Raw genomic sequence first — 15,571 nt, forward strand, 5'->3', positions numbered from 1 at the left:
CATGAGTGATAAAGCCGTTCTGAGTTGCCGCAACCTGGGCAAGTCCTACGACGAGGGCCCGGAGTCGGTGCAGGTACTGTCCGGGCTCAACCTCGAGCTGCACGCCGGTGAGCGCGTGGCCATCGTCGGCAGTTCGGGCTCCGGCAAGAGTACCTTGCTCAACCTGCTGGGCGGCCTCGACCGGCCGACCCAGGGCAGCGTCTGGCTGGCCGGCGAGGAGCTGTCGGCGCTGGGCGAGCGGGCGCGCGGCCTGCTGCGCAACCGGGAGCTGGGCTTTGTCTACCAGTTCCACCACCTGCTGCCGGAATTCACCGCCATCGAAAACGTGTGCATGCCGTTGCTGATCGGCCGCACACCGATCCCCGAGGCCCGTGAGCGTGCCGAGGCGCTGCTCAAGCGGGTCGGCCTGGCCCACCGCTACAACCACAAGCCGGCCGAGCTGTCCGGCGGCGAGCGCCAGCGGGTGGCGATTGCCCGGGCGCTGGTCAACCGCCCCGGCCTGGTGATGCTCGACGAGCCGACCGGCAACCTCGACCACCACACCGCGCAGGGCATCCAGGAATTGATGCAGGAACTCTCCAGTGCCTCGCGCACCGCGTTCCTGGTGGTGACCCACGACCTCAACCTGGCACGCCAGATGGACCGCGTGCTGAAGCTCGACGACGGTCACCTGGTGGCGATCTGATCGACTGCACGGGGTGGCTGCGCTGCCCCGTTTTCCTGTTTTCATTGGGTGTTTCCGTACATGTTCAGACCCTTGCCCATCTTCATTGGCGCGCGCTACACCCGAGCCAAGCGCCGCAACCACTTCATCTCGTTCATCTCGATGACCTCGATGATCGGCCTGTCGCTGGGCGTACTGGCGATGATCGTGGTGCTGTCGGTGATGAACGGTTTCCAGCGCGAAATGAGCTCGCGCATTCTCGGCCTGGTACCGCACGCCGCCATCCTCGGCACGCAGCCACTGGATGACTGGCACAAGGTGGCCGATGCGGCCTTGCAGGACCCGGCAGTGATGGCGGCAGCGCCGATTACCGAAATGGAAGGCATGCTGTCGTACAAGGGGGCGATGCAGCCGATCCAGGTCGGCGGCATCGACCCGGCCGAGGAGGGCAAGGTCTCGATCGTCGGTCAGCACATCGTCCAGGGCCGCCTGCAGGACCTGCAGCCGGGCGAGTTCGGTGTGGTCATCGGCGAGCTGACCGCACGCCGCTTCCGCCTCAACACCGGTGACAAGCTGACCCTGATCGTGCCGGAAATCAGCAAGGAACCCGGCGGTATCACCCCGCGCATGCAGCGCCTGACCGTGGTCGGTATCTTCAAGGTGGGTGCCGAGCTGGACGGCTCGCAGGCCTACATCCATGTGGCCGATGCCGGCGCCATGCAGCGCTGGGCGCCGGGCCAGGTGCAGGGCGTGCGCCTGAAGCTGCACGACCTGTATGCCGCGCCGCAGGTGTCCAAGGCCATCGCTGCCAGGCTGGGCGATGCCTACCGTGCCGATGACTGGTCGCATACCCAGGGCAGCCTGTTCAGCGCCATGAAGATGGAAAAAACCATGATCGGCCTGCTGTTGATGATGATCATCGCGGTGGCCGCGTTCAACATCATCGCCACCCTGGTGATGGTGGTGAACGACAAGGGCCCCGACATCGCCATCCTGCGCACCCTTGGTGCCACGCCGGCGCAGATCATGGGCACGTTCATGGTCCAGGGCAGCCTGATCGGCATCGTCGGTACGCTGATTGGCGGCGTGCTGGGGGTGATTGCAGCGTTCAATGTCAGCCAGATCGTCGGCTGGCTGGAGCGGGTGAGCGGGCAGCACATCTTTACTTCGGATGTGTACTTCATCAGCAGCCTGCCTTCGCAGTTGCAATGGGGCGATGTAGCGATCATCTGCACGGCCGGGTTGGTGATGAGCTTCCTGGCGACCATCTACCCGGCTTATCGGGCATCGCAGGTGCAGCCGGCGATTGGCCTGGCTGTCTGATGTCTACTTGAGATTTTGCGGGCGCTTTGCGCCCCATCGCGACACAAGGCCGCTGCTACAAGGGTTTGAGCTCAACCTGATCGCTGTCCCCTGTAGGAGCGGCCTTGTGTCGCGATGGGCTGCAAAGCAGCCCCCGGTTCACCGATCTTCGGTAAACTCGATCACGAACCGCGTCCAGCCATCCACACACTCTGCCCGAATGCGCCCGCCATGAGCCTGCACGATCGACCGGGTAATCGCCAGCCCCAACCCCGCATGCTCGCTAGTGCCTTCGCGCCGCGCCGGGTCCACCCGATAGAAACGGTCGAACAGGCGCGGTAATGCGGCCGGGTCGATGGTCCCTCCGGTATTTGCCACGCACAGCGTCGGCCCAGGCGCCAGCGTCACCTGTATCTGCCCTCCCGCAGGGGTAAAGCGCAAGGCATTGTCCAGCAGGTTGGACAGCGCTCGGCGCAGCATGTGCCGGTCGCCCTGCAGGCAGGCCTCACCCTCGCGCGACAGCTGTACGTTGCTGTCCTCGGCCAATGGGGTGTAGTACTCCAGCAGCGCATCCACTTCCTCATGCAGCGCCAGCGGCGCTCGCCCCGGTACCAGCAGGCCATGGTCGGCCTTGGCCAGGAACAGCATGTCGTTGATCATCTGCGCCATCCGCTGCAGTTCTTCCAGGTTGCCATGCAGGGCCTCGCGGTACTCCTCGAGGCTGCGCGGGCGGGTGAGGGTGACCTGGGTATGGGTCAGCAGGTTGGACAGCGGTGTGCGCAGCTCGTGGGCGATGTCGGCAGAGAATGCCGACAGGCGCTGGAAGGCATCGTCCAGACGCTGCAGCATGGCGTTCATGGCGGTGGCGAGCTCGGCCAGCTCTTCGGGCATCTGCGCCACCGGCAGGCGGGTGGTCAACGAACGTGCCGACACGCTGGCGGCCACCTGGCCCATCTGCCGCAACGGGCGCAGCCCGCGGCGTGCGGCCCAGGCACCGAGCAGCGCGGTGGCCAGCGCCGACAGGCCGACGGTCAACCAGATCAGGCGCTGCATGCCCTGCAGGAAGTGCTGGTGGTGGGTGATATCGAGGTACAGGGCCAGTTGCGGCGACTGCGCGGCGTCTTGTACCAGGTACACGGCTAGGCTGCGGTAGTCCGTGCCTTGCTCATGCAAGGTCGCCAGCCCACCGGGCAGCGGTGCCTGGGGCAGGCCCGTGCGGCTTTCGAACCAGGTGGCACCGTCGCTGCCACTGATGCGCAGGGCCAGGTCGGCCTGGTGGCCGAGTTCATCGCGCAGCGCTGGCAGGCGCGCCTGCAGTTCGGCCGCGCTACTGAGGCCGGCCAGCTGGGAACGGAACAGCGACAGGCGCGAGTCGAGCAGTTGCTGGTCCAGTTCGACGAAGTGCTGCGCACTGGCCCGGCTGAATATCAGGCCTGCGCCGAGCGAGACGGCGGCAGTGCAGGCGGCGAACAGCAGGGCCAGGCGGCTGCCAAGGGAAACCCGGCGCATCATTCCTCGCGCTCTTCGAGGACGTAGCCCATGCCGCGCACGGTGTGGATCAGCTTGTTGGGGTGCGGGTCGTCGATCTTCAGCCGCAGGCGGCGGATCGCGACCTCGATCACATTGGTGTCGCTGTCGAAATTCATGTCCCACACCTGCGAGGCGATCAGCGATTTGGGCAGCACCTCGCCCTGGCGGCGCAGCAGCAGTTCGAGCAGGGCGAACTCCTTGGCGGTCAGGTCGATGCGCTGGCCGGCACGCTCGGCGCGCCGGCGGATCAGGTCCAGGCGCAGGTCGGCCAGGCCGAGGGTGGTGTCCTGGCTGGGGCTGGTGCCTCGGCGCAACAGGCTGCGCACCCGTGCCAGCAGTTCGGAGAAGGCGAACGGCTTGACCAGGTAGTCGTCGGCGCCCAGCTCCAGCCCGTGGACCCGGTCCTCGACCGCGTCGCGGGCGGTGAGGAACAGCACCGGTGTATCCAGGCCGGCCTGGCGCACGGCCTGGAGAATCTGCCAGCCGTCCCGCCCGGGCAGCATCACGTCAAGGATCAGCAGGTCGTGGTCGCCGGTCAGCGCCAGGAACTGGCCGGTCTCGCCGTCGTTGGCCAGCTCGGTGGCGAAGCCGGCTTCGTTCAGGCCCTGGCACAGGTACTGGCCGGTGCGGGCCTGGTCTTCGACGATCAGCAGTTTCATTGGGGCATGGCTCCAGGTAGCGCAGGGCTTTGGCCGAGATGATACGTGACGATGCAGCCGCTCGGCCAAACTGACAAAGTTGTAATTCCCCGGTAACCGCCTGGTGACTTGCGCTCCAAGGCAGGGCGCAAAACCGGTAGACTAGGCACAATTTCGAACCTTCAGGTCAGTTTCCATGCATCCCGCTGCCGAACATTCCCCGCTGGGCAAGTCCAGCGAATACATCGCCACCTATTCCCCGCAGCTGCTGTTCCCGATCCCGCGTACCGCGAAATGGGCCGAACTGGGGGTCACTGCCCAGACCTTGCCCTGGCAGGGTGTGGATTACTGGAACTGCTTCGAGCTGAGCTGGTTGCTGCCCTCGGGCAAGCCGGTGGTGGCGATCGGCGAGTTCGCCATCCCGGCCGATTCGCCGAACATCATCGAGTCGAAGTCGTTCAAGCTGTACCTCAATTCGCTGAACCAGACCGTGTTCGCCTCGCCTGGCGAGCTGCAGGCTTGCCTGGAAAAAGACTTGTCCACCGCGGCCGGCAAGCCGGTTGGCGTGCAGCTGCGCAGCCTGGCCGAAGTCGAGGCGCAGGGCGTGGTGGCCTTGCCGGGGCAGTGCATCGATGCGCTCGACGTTGCCATCAGCAACTACCAGCATCCGCAGCCCGAACTGCTGCGCTGCAACCCGGATCAGGTGGTGGAAGAAACCCTGCACAGCCACCTGCTGAAATCCAATTGCCCGGTCACCGGCCAGCCGGACTGGGGCAGCGTGGTGGTCGAGTACAAGGGCCCGGCGCTGGACCCTGCCAGCCTGCTGACCTACCTGGTCAGCTTCCGCCAGCACGCCGACTTTCATGAACAGTGCGTGGAACGGATCTACCTCGACCTGAAGAACCTGCTGCAGCCGGAGTTTCTGACGGTGTATGCGCGCTATGTGCGCCGCGGTGGGCTGGACATCAACCCGTACCGCAGCACCCGCGCGATCAGCCCGCAGAACCAGCGCCTGGTTCGCCAGTAAGGTATCGGGGCCGCTTTGCGGCCCATCGCCGGCACGCCAGCTCCTGCAGGGATTGCAGATGGCCCGAGGCCGATGCGGTCGAGGTCGGAGCTGGCGTGCCGGTGAAAGGGGGGAAAAGCACCCCCCGCTTTTTCAGATGCCCATGCTGTGCAGCGAGTTGGCAATGCTGCGCAGGGTGGCGGTGAGGTCGGGGTGGTCGGCCTCGAAGCGTTCGATCGCCAGGTTCACGCCGTCTACCAGGTTATGGTCTGGGGTGGCTTCTTCAAGTTTCAGTTGCGCCTCGATCTGGCGCGCTTCTTCATGCAGCGCGGCCAGTTCTTCGTCAGAAAGCGGCACGTTGCGGTCCAGTTGCTCGCGCAAGCTGTTCAGGCGCTCTTGCAATTCGCGGGCAGGCATTGGTAGTTCTCCATCAATGGCTTGGCAAGCCATGGACCTCAGCGAAGCGGCAAAGGTTCTGGCCTGTGTTCAGCGTAATCCACCTGCCGCAGCTTTGCATGATCCGTGTCAACGCTGCTGTATCAGGGTTTTTCACCCTTGCGCCGGCGCTGGGCGATGTCCAGCAGGCAGGTGTCCAGCGCTTCCAGGTGGTCGATCACCGAATGCACACCCAGGCGGAACAGTTCCAGTGTCGCCTTGCCCCGGGCCAGGTCCTGTTGCTGCGCGGTCATGGCCTGCCAGTGCCGCGAGCTGGGGTTGCAGTACGGGCTGCAAGCTGCCAGCCCCACCGTCCACAGCCCCGCGTTGAGGCCAGATTGCAGCAGGCGTGGCTCGCCGCTGACCAGCACGCAGCCATCCAGGCGTGCGCTGCCTAGCGTCATCAGCGCCTGCCAGCAGGCGTTCGGCGCCGGCCAGCGTGTGCCCTGCACGGTATGCCCTGGCAGCCAGTCGGGCAGTACCTGGGCCAGGCGCTGGTTCTGGTTGGCGTCGAGCTCATCCAGCCAGATGCACGGTACCTGGCGCTGGCGCAGGCTGGCCAGGCTGGACAGCGCGCCAGGGGCGGGCGAGGGCGCGCCATCGGCGGTTTGCACCAGGCAGCCACGCAAGCCGAACAGCACAGCGGTGAAGGCGGGTGCAGCGTCCATGGCAACGTCCCCCAAATAGTCCGCAGGCTATTCGGCGATTGTTACCGCCCTGTGACAGCGGGTATGGCGCAAAAGTTGTTCACAAATTATTGAGCAACGTTGTGTAAAGCTGCTTATCAGCCCGCAAGTCTCTATACTGCCGCGGTACAGCAGCGCCCCGTTGCGCTTGCGGCCGAGAAATCCGATGGAGAAACACCTATGCGTAGGATCGGTGCCAGTGTGATCGAACGTGTCACCCAGGCCTGTGTCTGCGCCAGCATGCTGCTGGCGCCTGTGGCAGCTACCCAGGCTGCCACCGAGGAAGATCCCTGGGAAGCGGTCAACCGCCCGATCTTCCGCTTCAACGATACGCTTGACACCTATGCCCTCAAGCCTCTGGCCAAGGGCTACCAGGCGGTTACCCCGCAGTTCCTCGAAGATGGCATCCACAACATCTTCCGCAACCTCGGTGATGTGACCAACCTGGCCAACGACCTGTTGCAGTTCAAGCCACATGCGGCGGGCGTGGACACGGCGCGCCTGATCGTCAACACCACCTTCGGCCTGGGCGGCTTCTTCGACGTCGGCACCCGGATGGGTTTGCAGCGCAACGACGAAGACTTCGGCCAGACCCTCGGCTACTGGGGCGTGCCGAGTGGCCCGTACGTGGTCATCCCGCTGCTGGGGCCGAGCACCGTGCGTGACGGCGTGGCCAAGTACCCGGACACCTACACCGAACCCTACCGCTACATCGACCATGTGCCGACGCGCAACTCGATCTTTGCCCTGGACGTGATCGACACCCGCGCCGACCTGCTCTCGGCCGAGAAGCTGATCCAGGGTGACAAGTACATCTTCATTCGCAATGCCTACCTGCAGAACCGCGAGTTCAAGGTCAAGGATGGCGAGGTCGAAGACGACTTCTGATCTGCTGCCTGGCTGATCCTGCGCGATTGCCCTTCCTGCGCGATTCCCCTTGTAGGAGCGGCCTTGTGTCGCGATGGGCTGCGCAGCAGCCCCGGGTTTCAGCTTTGCTGCATGAATCGCCGGGGCTGCTGCGCAGCCCATCGCGACACAAGGCCGCTCCTACAAGGGGCGCCAGGCAGGGCGATCAATGCATGGCCAGAATCCGCAGGCCGAACTTCTGTTGGCCACCCGGCTGGTCGGCAATCCACACCACTTCGGTGCTGGCATGCAGCCCCTTCAACGCCGGATGCTCGGATTCGATCCGCACCTCGATCCGGTCCCCCACCTGGAAGTGCTGCGCGGCCTGTACCTGCATGCCGCTGCTGGACAGGTCCAGGCACACGGCGGCAATTACCTGGCCTTCATGCAGCAGGCTGACCTCGGCATCGATGCGCATGCGGATGAAGTCGCGTTTCTCGGCATGGCTGGAGGGCGTGTGGGACATGCGGCATGCTTCCTGTCGGTTACGCTGGACGACTTTCTTATAACTCCCGGTGATTTGCGCTGTAAAGTGCGGCGAGGTCGACCCTTGCATGCTTGAAACGCCTGCCGGATGGGAGTACCGTCTGCGCCTTACAAGGTCGCTCTCACAGTTGCCGGACAGTTGCCTGGCAGGTGTTCTTGTCCTACAACTCAAGTAGAGTGTGACCATAGAGAATCCCCGTAGCTGGCCGTCTGCCTTGCCGACCCCGCTGCACCAACCCCAATCGGCGCCGTTCGCCCACATGCAGAAAACCAGTGCAACGCTGCTGATCATCGATGACGACGACGTGGTCCGTGCAAGCCTCGCCGCCTATCTTGAAGACAGTGGTTTCAGCGTCCTCCAGGCCGGTAATGGCCAGCAGGGGCTTCAGGTCTTCGAAGAACACCAGCCCGACCTCGTGATCTGCGATCTGCGCATGCCGCAGATGGGCGGCCTCGAGCTGATTCGCCAGGTCAGCGAGCGCGCGCCGCAGTTACCGGTGATCGTGGTGTCCGGTGCCGGCGTCATGAGCGATGCGGTGGAAGCGTTGCGCCTGGGCGCGGCCGACTACCTGATCAAGCCGCTGGAAGACCTGGCCGTGCTCGAGCATTCGGTGCGCCGGGCGCTCGACCGTTCGCGCCTGGTGCTGGAAAACCAGCGCTACCGCGACAAGCTCGAAGCCGCCAACCGCGAGCTGGAGGCCAGCCTGCACTTGTTGCAGGAGGACCAGACAGCCGGTCGCCAGGTGCAGATGAACATGCTGCCGGAAAGCCCCTGGGTGGCCGGCGAGTTCGCCTTCGAGCACCAGATCATCCCGTCGCTGTACCTGTCGGGTGACTTTGCCGATTATTTCCGCGTGGACGAACGGCGCATCGCCTTCTACCTGGCCGATGTGTCCGGGCATGGCGCCTCGTCGGCGTTCGTCACCGTGCTGCTGAAGTTCATGACCACGCGCTTGTTGTTCGAATTCAAGCGCAGCGGCAAGATGCGCGAATTCAAACCTTCGCAGGTACTCAGCCACATCAACCGCGGGCTGATCAATTGCAAGCTGGGCAAGCACGTGACCATGGTCGGCGGGGTGATCGACGAGGACACCGGCCTGCTGACCTACGCCGTAGGCGGCCATCTGCCGTTGCCGGTGCTGCACACTCCTGAGCATACCCGTTACCTGGAAGGCCGCGGCCTGCCAGTGGGGTTGTTCGACGAGGCCAACTACCAGGACCTGGTGGTGGAACTGCCGCCGCGGTTCAGCCTCACGCTGATGTCCGATGGCATTCTGGACCTTTTGCCGGGTGACACGCTCAAAGATAAAGAAGCCGCCCTGCCGGAAATCGTCAGGGCAGCAGGTGGCAGCCTGGATGGGCTGCGTCAACGTTTTGGATTGGCTACGCTTGGGGAGATGCCGGATGATATCGCCCTATTGGTGTTGAGCAGGAACCTTCAATGAGTACCGGTAGAATTCAGTTCGCCGAGCAGAGCGGTACCTTTGTACTGAAATTCGTCGGTGAAGTGCGTCTGACCCTGTGTTCGGCGCTGGATGCGACGATCGAGAAGATCTTCACCGCGTTGAACTTCTCGGCGATTGTCATCGACCTGACCGAAACCGAGAGCATCGACAGCACCACCCTGGGCCTGCTGGCCAAGCTGTCGATCCTGTCGCGGCAGAAGGTAGGGCTGCTGCCGACCGTGGTCACTACCAATCCGGACATTTCCCGGTTGTTGCAGTCGATGGGCTTCGATCAGGTGTTCAACATCGTCGATCGTCCGATTCCATGCCCGGAGTGCCTGACCGACCTGCCATCGCAGGACCAGAATGAGGACGTGGTGCGCTCCAAGGTACTGGAGGCGCACAAGATCCTCATGGGCCTGAACGATTCCAACCGCGAAGCCTTCCATGACCTGGTCAGTGCGCTGGAGCGGACCTGATCGTCAGCCTGCGCCGGCGACTTAGCGGGTAAACCCGCTCCCACAGCTACCACATTGCCCGCTGGCTCACAGCGATTCCTGTGGGAGCGGGCGTGCCCGCGAAAGGGCGGCACAGGCAACACGGTTACTATGCCTGGCTATGTTCTGCCAATAAACTCGGTCGCCTCACCCCCATCCGCATCCAGCTGGTAGACCCGTGCCGGCCGCCCCTGTTCATCGAAGAAAACCTGCCCTAGGCCCGCGCCATTCCACAACCGCTCGCCGGCCTTGCTATGGCTGGGCGTACGCGGCACCACCTCCATCTCGCGGCGCTTGGTGAACCAGTTGAGCGGCGAGCGCGGCGCATACAGCCAGCGGTTGAGCCGGTCGAGCACGTCGAGTAAACGCCGCGGGAATTCGTTCTTGATCCCGCTGCTGGTGACCTGCCACAAATGCGGGCTGCGCTGGCGGTGGCGGTGGCGGATTAGCACTTCATAGACGAACGAGTAATGCACGTCTCCCGACAACACCACGTAGTGCCCCGGGGTGCGGGAGTGGCGGAAGATGTTGAGGATGACCTGCGCTGCACCGCGATGGGCCATCCAGTTCTCGGCATCCACCAGCAGCGGGTAGCCCAACCAGCTGAATACCTTCTGCACCGTCTCGATCAGCTTCACGCCAAAGATCGGCGCAGGCGACACGATGATTGCCGACGGGTGGTCCAGCAGCGCGAGCTGCAGTTCGCTCAGCGCCTCCCAGTCCAGCAGGCCGGACGGCTTGGCCAGGCTGCTCTCGCTGCGCCAGCGGCGGGTGCGGGTGTCCAGTACCAGCAAGGGCGGGTTGCTGGGCAGGCTGAACTGCCAGCCCTGGAAGCGCAGCAGTTCCCCGATCAGCTCGTCCTGGGGCTGGCTGCCAAGCGCCTGGCATTGGCCTATCAGTGCCTGGCAAGCGTCCGGGTCGTTACCCCAGGCCTGGCACAGCAGGTAGCCGAGCAGGGCGTTGCCGATGATCCGCCGCGAGAAGGGGTGGCCATAGGCGGTTGCCTCCCATTGCGCCGACAGGTTCCAGTCGTCGGTGATGTCGTGGTCGTCGAAGATCATCAGGCAGGGCAGGTGGGCCATGACCCGTGCAACCTGGCCAAGCTTGTCGGCAAACGCCTGGATCAGCGGCAGCTCCTGCTGGTAGCGGGCCTGGCGCGGTGCGCTGAGCCCGCTGGGCATGTCCAGGTTCACCAGCTGCCAGGGCACGGGGGACCACACCAGCAGGTACATGGCCATGACCTCGGCGAAGGTCACCAGGTGGTTATCGGCGTTACTCGACGAGAAGATCGGCTTGCGCTTGCCGCCGAAAAAGCGCTCGCGCAGGGTTTCGTTGCGCGGCTGGGCCGGCAGCAGGTCGGCGCGGTGGTAGTAGCAGGCCGGGTGCCGGTACAGCGCCTGGCTGTCGGCGACTACCGCGCCATCGAGGGTTTCGTCGAACAGGCCCAGGCGCGCGATCAGAACATGGATGGCGCGCAGCATCGGGCCAGCTACATCGTCGGCGTACACCTGGTCGCCGGTCATCAGCAGCACGGCAGGGCGGTCGGCTGGTGTTGTGCAGGCCTGCAGCAGGCGGTCGGCACATAGCAGGCCATCGGCAGCCGGATGATGCGGCTTGCGACAGGAGCCGTGCAACAGCTGGTCGAGGCGGTCGCGCAGTACCAGGTTTGGCCGGCGTGTGCCCGGATAAAGCAGGTGCGGTGCCCAGTCGGCAATGCCCTGGCCGTCGATCAGCAGGTCATATTCGAGCAGTTGATTGCAGGGCAGGGGGCGAGCGAAGTGGATGTCCAGCAAGTGGATGAACGCGTGCTGGGCCACTGCAACCACCTGGCAATCAACCTGTGCTTCGCCTGCCGGGCAGATGAATTCGGCTTGCAGCGGTTGGCTGGCAACCAGCCAGATGGCCAGGCGCTGGGGTTCCAGGCGGCGCAGGATCGGGCCGGCGAGGACGAGGGGCAATGGGGTAGAGGAGGTCATCGACAGCTCGGGTGGCTATGTGGGCTGCTTCGCCGGCAAGCTCGCTCGCCCAAGTGCGGCGCCGACCTCGGGCCTATCGCAATCCTTGTGGGAGCGGGCTTGCCGGCGAAGTAGCCCTGGAGTTCAATGTACTACTGACGCCAGAAACACAGACGGGCGGAAAATGCTGAACACTTCCCGCCCGTCAGGCAAACGCGAAATGTATCAGGCCTTTTCGGCCATCAACTTCTCCAGCTTCTCCTGGTCACGGGCGAACTGGCGAATGCCCTCGGCCAGTTTCTCGGTACCCATGGCATCCTCGTTCATCGCCCAGCGGAACTGGCTTTCGTTCAGCTGCTGCTTGGCCTCGCCGGCCTTGCCCGGTTGCAGTACCCGTGGCAGATCGCCCTGGTCTTCGCTCAGTTGCTGCAGCAGCTCGGGGCTGATGGTCAGGCGGTCGCAGCCGGCCAGTTGCTCGATCTGGCCGATATTGCGGAAGCTGGCACCCATGACCACGGTGTCGTAGCCATTGGCCTTGTAGTAGTTGTAGATGCGCGTGACCGATTGCACGCCTGGGTCCTCGGCGCCGACGTATTCCTGGCCGGTGCTTTTCTTGTACCAGTCGTAGATACGCCCCACGAAGGGTGAAATCAGGAACACCCCGGCATCGGCGCAGGCCTGGGCCTGGGCGAATGAGAACAGCAGGGTGAGGTTGGTCTGGATGCCTTCCTTCTCCAGCTTCTCGGCGGCGCGGATGCCTTCCCAGGTGGAAGCCAGCTTGATCAGCACGCGGTCGCGGCCCACACCGGCGGCCTCGTACAGTTCGATCAGCTTGCGGGCTTTTGCCAGCAGGGCTGGTTCATCGAATGACAGGCGGGCATCCACCTCGGTGGAAATTCGCCCGGGGATGACCTTGAGGATGCCCGAACCCACGGCCACCGCGAAGCGGTCGCAGGCCAGGTCGACATCGCCCTTGGCGTCGGCTTTCACCTGCTTGAGCAGGTCGGCATAACCAGGGATGGCAGCGGCTTTGAGCAACAGCGACGGGTTGGTGGTGGCATCGACCGGTTTCAGCCGGGTGATGGCGTCCAGGTCCCCGGTGTCGGCGACCACGGTGGTGAACTGCTTGAGTTGTTCCAGCTTGGAGGTCATGGGCGTGCTCTGTCCTGTGCAATGACTCGACATTACCCGAGCCCCGACGGCCGCTCAAGGGCCTGGGCACGGGCTTGCCCGGAAGGGCTGTGCGAAAGGTGAAGATTCGAGTCGCAAGCTGCCCTGAGGTTCCGCAGCGGGTTGCCTGACGGCAGATCTACTGGCTGGCGTAACTGTCTTGCTCGGATCCACAGGTTGCACACTTTTTGTGGTAGTGGGCAGCCCGCGAATATGGGCTAGGCCGATGGCAACCATCGCGGCGCCTGCATTGCGGATAAATCCGCTCCTACAGGTATAAACCGCGCCGGCTTCAGCTTGACGCCGTACCTGTAGGAGCGGCTTCAGCCGCGAACACCGGCGTAGCCGGTGCCATCCACACGCCGCCTGCCTCACGGGCAAATTGCTCAGCGCCCTTGCAGCAACTCCACCGCCTGGTCGAATACCGCCAGCGGCTCCGCCGCCTTGTGGATGTCCGCCGACAGCAACTGACGGAACCTTCGGGCGCCTTTGAACCCTTGGGCCAACCCCAGGATGTGCCGGGTAACGTGATGCATGGCCCCACCCGCCTGCATGTGCGCGACGATATAAGGGCGCAACTGCGCCAGCGCCTCACTACGGCTGACCACCGGCGCTTCGCTGCCAAACAGCTGCTGGTCCACCTCGGCCAGCAAGTAGGGGTTATGGTACGCCTCGCGGCCGAGCATCACGCCGTCGAAAGTCTGCAGGTGCGTCTGGCATTCGGCCAGGGTCCTGATGCCGCCATTGAGCACGATCTCCAGGTCAGGGAAGTCCGCCTTCAACTGCGCCGCCACGTGATAGCGCAGCGGCGGGATCTCACGGTTTTCCTTCGGCGACAACCCTTCCAGGATCGCGATCCGCGCATGCACGGTAAAACTGCGGCAACCGGCCTCGCGCACCTGGCCGACGAAGTCGCACAACTCGGCGTAGCTGTCACGGCCATTGATACCGATGCGGTGCTTGACCGTCACCGGAGTCGACACGGCATCGCGCATGGCCTTCACGCAATCGGCCACCAGCGCCGGGTGGGCCATCAGGCAGGCGCCGATCATGTTGTTCTGCACCCGGTCGCTGGGGCAACCGACGTTGAGGTTGACCTCGTCGTAGCCGGCTTCTTCGGCCAGGCGGGCACACGCGGCCAGGTCGGCTGGCACGCTGCCGCCCAGTTGCAAGGCCAGCGGGTGCTCGGAGGCATCGTGGCGGAGGAATCGGTGGGCGTCGTTGTGCAGCAGGGCGCCGGTGGTGACCATTTCGGTGTAGAGCAGGGTTTGCCTGGAAAGCAGGCGCAGGAAGAACCGGCAGTGGCGGTCGGTCCAATCCATCATGGGGGCAACGCTGAAGCGGCGGGACGGCTCAGGGCGCATGGTTTCTGGCTTAGAGCCTGATTTTGCGGTCATTTCGTTCAACGTGTTCTGTACCGATTTTCGGGAGTTTTGGGGTATTTATACAAAGCGCTTGGTACATGTACCAAGCGAATCAGGACGTGTACCAATTCTCATGGCAACGTTTAGACCCCGCAAGAAGGCCGACGGCACCATCAGCTACACAGCTCAGATCCGCATCAACCGCGATAAGGTGACAGTCTACCAATAGAGCCAGATGTTCGCCCGCAAACAGGTGAGCGAGATCGGCGGCCAACGTTGGAGAAACTCGATGAGGTGCAGGAGCACTTCTTCGAGATGCTGCAGCGGCGACCGAGCGTAATCCAGATGCCTAAAGTGATCGCGTTCGCGATCTCTGCGCTACCCGTTGTCGATTGGCGTAGCGCGGGTATGGATCCAGCATGCCAGTCGACGCTCCGTTCCACTCCCTTATACGGTTACATTCGAGAGGCGATTTACTTGTTGACTATAAAGTCAACTGCGCAAGAAGTTGCGCAGTTGAATGTGGATAAGTGTGTGGATAGTTCCTCGCAGGCCTTAGCGGCCGCCATGTACAGCCAACTGCGCAACTTTTTGCCAGCACTGCGCAAAAAGTTGCGCAACTTTTGGATAGCAGGTAGCTGAAAAACCATCCAAATGAGTGTGTAGCATTTTTAAACTATTGATTTAAAAGGATAAAAAATATCTGGCACGGGGCTTGTATAAGGAGATGTCCCCCGCCTGGCAATTTCCTGCCACCGGGCGACTTTCTCAAGCATGGAGAGCATCACTCATGGCAACTCCCGCCTACATGGCCGTCACCGGCGAAAAACAAGGCCTGATCACCGCTGGCGCGTTCACCGCCGACTCGGTAGGCAACACCTACCAGGAAGGTCACGAAGACCAGGTCATGGTCCAGGGCTTCGAACACGAAGTGATCATCCCGCGTGATCCACAGTCCGGCCAGCCGACGGGTCAGCGCGTGCACAAGCCGGTGAAGATCACCAAGGTCTTCGACAAGGCTTCGCCGCTGCTGCTGGCCGCCCTGACCTCGGGCGAGCGCATGACCAAGGTCGAGATCAAGTGGTACCGCACCTCGGCCCAGGGCACCCAGGAGCACTACTACACCACCGTCCTGGAAGACGCGATCATCGTCGACATCAAGGACTACATGCACAACTGCCAGGACCCGGCCAACGCCCACTTCACCCACCTGGAAGACGTGTATTTCACCTACCGCAAGATCACCTGGACCCACGAAGTGTCCGGTACTTCCGGTTCTGACGACTGGCGCGCACCGGTCGCCGGCTAAGGCTCGGGGTCTCTGGGTGATCGACGCCAGCGTTGCATCGCCCATGAGATCGAGCGCCGCCCACGCGGCGCATCGCGGATGAATCCGCTCCTGCATCGGTTGCAAAGTGCCGCACCTGTGAGGCCCTGGTTGCCTGCCTGATCGGCCCGACGCGATGTTTCGGCTGGCGCCGCTGCCC

The 15,571-nt window shown here is 63.6% G+C and carries 15 protein-coding genes and 1 pseudogene; 8 read left to right on the top strand and 8 right to left on the bottom strand.

Annotation, left to right across the window (positions count from 1 at the left end; all coding sequences use genetic code 11):
- Position 1 precedes the first annotated feature (1 nt).
- Both lolD and HU763_RS08770 read left to right on the top strand, forming a co-directional pair.
- Entirely contained in the window at positions 2–685 is a 684-nt protein-coding gene (gene lolD / locus HU763_RS08765; RefSeq protein ID WP_170029107.1) for a lipoprotein-releasing ABC transporter ATP-binding protein LolD, read from the top strand.
- A 60-nt stretch (positions 686–745) separates the two neighbouring features.
- Positions 746–1,987, top strand: coding sequence for a lipoprotein-releasing ABC transporter permease subunit (locus HU763_RS08770; protein WP_186690511.1), 1,242 nt, complete (start codon positions 746–748; stop codon positions 1,985–1,987).
- Between the two features lie 138 nt (positions 1,988–2,125).
- Here HU763_RS08770 and HU763_RS08775 read toward each other — a convergent pair whose 3' ends face one another.
- Together HU763_RS08775 and cinR are read right to left on the bottom strand one after the other, a co-directional pair.
- A complete protein-coding gene (locus tag HU763_RS08775; RefSeq protein WP_186690513.1) occupies positions 2,126–3,478 on the bottom strand; it encodes a heavy metal sensor histidine kinase in 1,353 nt (450 codons plus the stop codon).
- The gene (gene cinR / locus HU763_RS08780) at positions 3,475–4,155 is read right to left on the bottom strand and encodes a two-component system response regulator CinR (RefSeq protein ID WP_170029110.1); all 681 of its coding nucleotides are present in this window, start codon (positions 4,153–4,155) and stop codon (positions 3,475–3,477) included. The genes HU763_RS08775 and cinR overlap by 4 nt, the downstream gene beginning before the upstream one ends.
- 175 nt (positions 4,156–4,330) lie before the next feature.
- Between cinR and queF the strand changes: the two genes are divergently transcribed.
- The gene (gene queF / locus HU763_RS08785; RefSeq protein WP_186690516.1) at positions 4,331–5,161 is read left to right on the top strand and encodes an NADPH-dependent 7-cyano-7-deazaguanine reductase QueF; all 831 of its coding nucleotides are present in this window, start codon (positions 4,331–4,333) and stop codon (positions 5,159–5,161) included.
- Positions 5,162–5,293: 132 nt separating this feature from the next.
- On the opposite strand, the gene HU763_RS08790 is transcribed toward queF, so the two are convergent.
- Together HU763_RS08790 and HU763_RS08795 are read right to left on the bottom strand one after the other, a co-directional pair.
- On the bottom strand, positions 5,294–5,557 hold the full coding sequence (locus HU763_RS08790) for a DUF4404 family protein (protein WP_015269548.1): 264 nt from the start codon (positions 5,555–5,557) through the stop codon (positions 5,294–5,296).
- A gap of 122 nt (positions 5,558–5,679) precedes the next feature.
- Entirely contained in the window at positions 5,680–6,243 is a 564-nt protein-coding gene (locus HU763_RS08795; RefSeq protein ID WP_186690518.1) for an HAD superfamily inactivated hydrolase PcrP, read from the bottom strand.
- A gap of 198 nt (positions 6,244–6,441) precedes the next feature.
- Between HU763_RS08795 and HU763_RS08800 the strand changes: the two genes are divergently transcribed.
- Positions 6,442–7,149 (top strand): MlaA family lipoprotein, encoded by a 708-nt coding sequence (locus tag HU763_RS08800; RefSeq protein WP_170029113.1) that lies wholly within the window; start codon positions 6,442–6,444, stop codon positions 7,147–7,149.
- A gap of 184 nt (positions 7,150–7,333) precedes the next feature.
- Here the strand turns inward: HU763_RS08800 and HU763_RS08805 are convergent, their stop codons facing one another.
- A complete protein-coding gene (locus HU763_RS08805) occupies positions 7,334–7,633 on the bottom strand; it encodes a PilZ domain-containing protein (protein WP_170029114.1) in 300 nt (99 codons plus the stop codon).
- A 280-nt stretch (positions 7,634–7,913) separates the two neighbouring features.
- Here HU763_RS08805 and rssB point away from each other — a divergent pair, with 280 nt between their 5' ends.
- The gene (gene rssB, locus HU763_RS08810; RefSeq protein ID WP_186690737.1) at positions 7,914–9,098 is read left to right on the top strand and encodes a two-component system response regulator RssB; all 1,185 of its coding nucleotides are present in this window, start codon (positions 7,914–7,916) and stop codon (positions 9,096–9,098) included.
- Complete coding sequence (gene rssC, locus HU763_RS08815) at positions 9,095–9,577, top strand: anti-sigma factor antagonist RssC (protein ID WP_051098867.1); 483 nt, start codon at positions 9,095–9,097, stop codon at positions 9,575–9,577. Before rssB ends, rssC begins: the two co-directional genes overlap by 4 nt.
- A 137-nt stretch (positions 9,578–9,714) precedes the next feature.
- Here the strand turns inward: rssC and HU763_RS08820 are convergent, their stop codons facing one another.
- From HU763_RS08820 to dusA, 3 genes are all read right to left on the bottom strand, one after another.
- Positions 9,715–11,571, bottom strand: coding sequence for an alkaline phosphatase D family protein (locus tag HU763_RS08820; protein ID WP_186690739.1), 1,857 nt, complete (start codon positions 11,569–11,571; stop codon positions 9,715–9,717).
- Positions 11,572–11,775: 204 nt separating this feature from the next.
- The gene (tal, locus tag HU763_RS08825; protein WP_186690741.1) at positions 11,776–12,702 is read right to left on the bottom strand and encodes a transaldolase; all 927 of its coding nucleotides are present in this window, start codon (positions 12,700–12,702) and stop codon (positions 11,776–11,778) included.
- A gap of 404 nt (positions 12,703–13,106) precedes the next feature.
- Positions 13,107–14,084 carry a tRNA dihydrouridine(20/20a) synthase DusA gene (gene dusA, locus HU763_RS08830; RefSeq protein ID WP_186690743.1) on the bottom strand — a complete coding sequence of 326 codons (978 nt, stop codon included), beginning with the start codon at positions 14,082–14,084 and terminating at the stop codon, positions 13,107–13,109.
- Between the two features lie 255 nt (positions 14,085–14,339).
- On the opposite strand from dusA, the pseudogene HU763_RS25025 reads away from it, so the two are divergent.
- Together HU763_RS25025 and HU763_RS08835 are read left to right on the top strand one after the other, a co-directional pair.
- Positions 14,340–14,456 (top strand): annotated as a pseudogene (locus HU763_RS25025) (site-specific integrase); the annotation flags it as partial.
- A gap of 418 nt (positions 14,457–14,874) precedes the next feature.
- Positions 14,875–15,393 carry an Hcp family type VI secretion system effector gene (locus tag HU763_RS08835; RefSeq protein ID WP_011531920.1) on the top strand — a complete coding sequence of 173 codons (519 nt, stop codon included), beginning with the start codon at positions 14,875–14,877 and terminating at the stop codon, positions 15,391–15,393.
- The last annotated feature ends 178 nt before the right edge of the window (positions 15,394–15,571 follow it).

Source organism: Pseudomonas anuradhapurensis (assembly GCF_014269225.2).
GTDB classification, from domain to species: Bacteria; Pseudomonadota; Gammaproteobacteria; order Pseudomonadales; family Pseudomonadaceae; genus Aquipseudomonas; species Aquipseudomonas anuradhapurensis.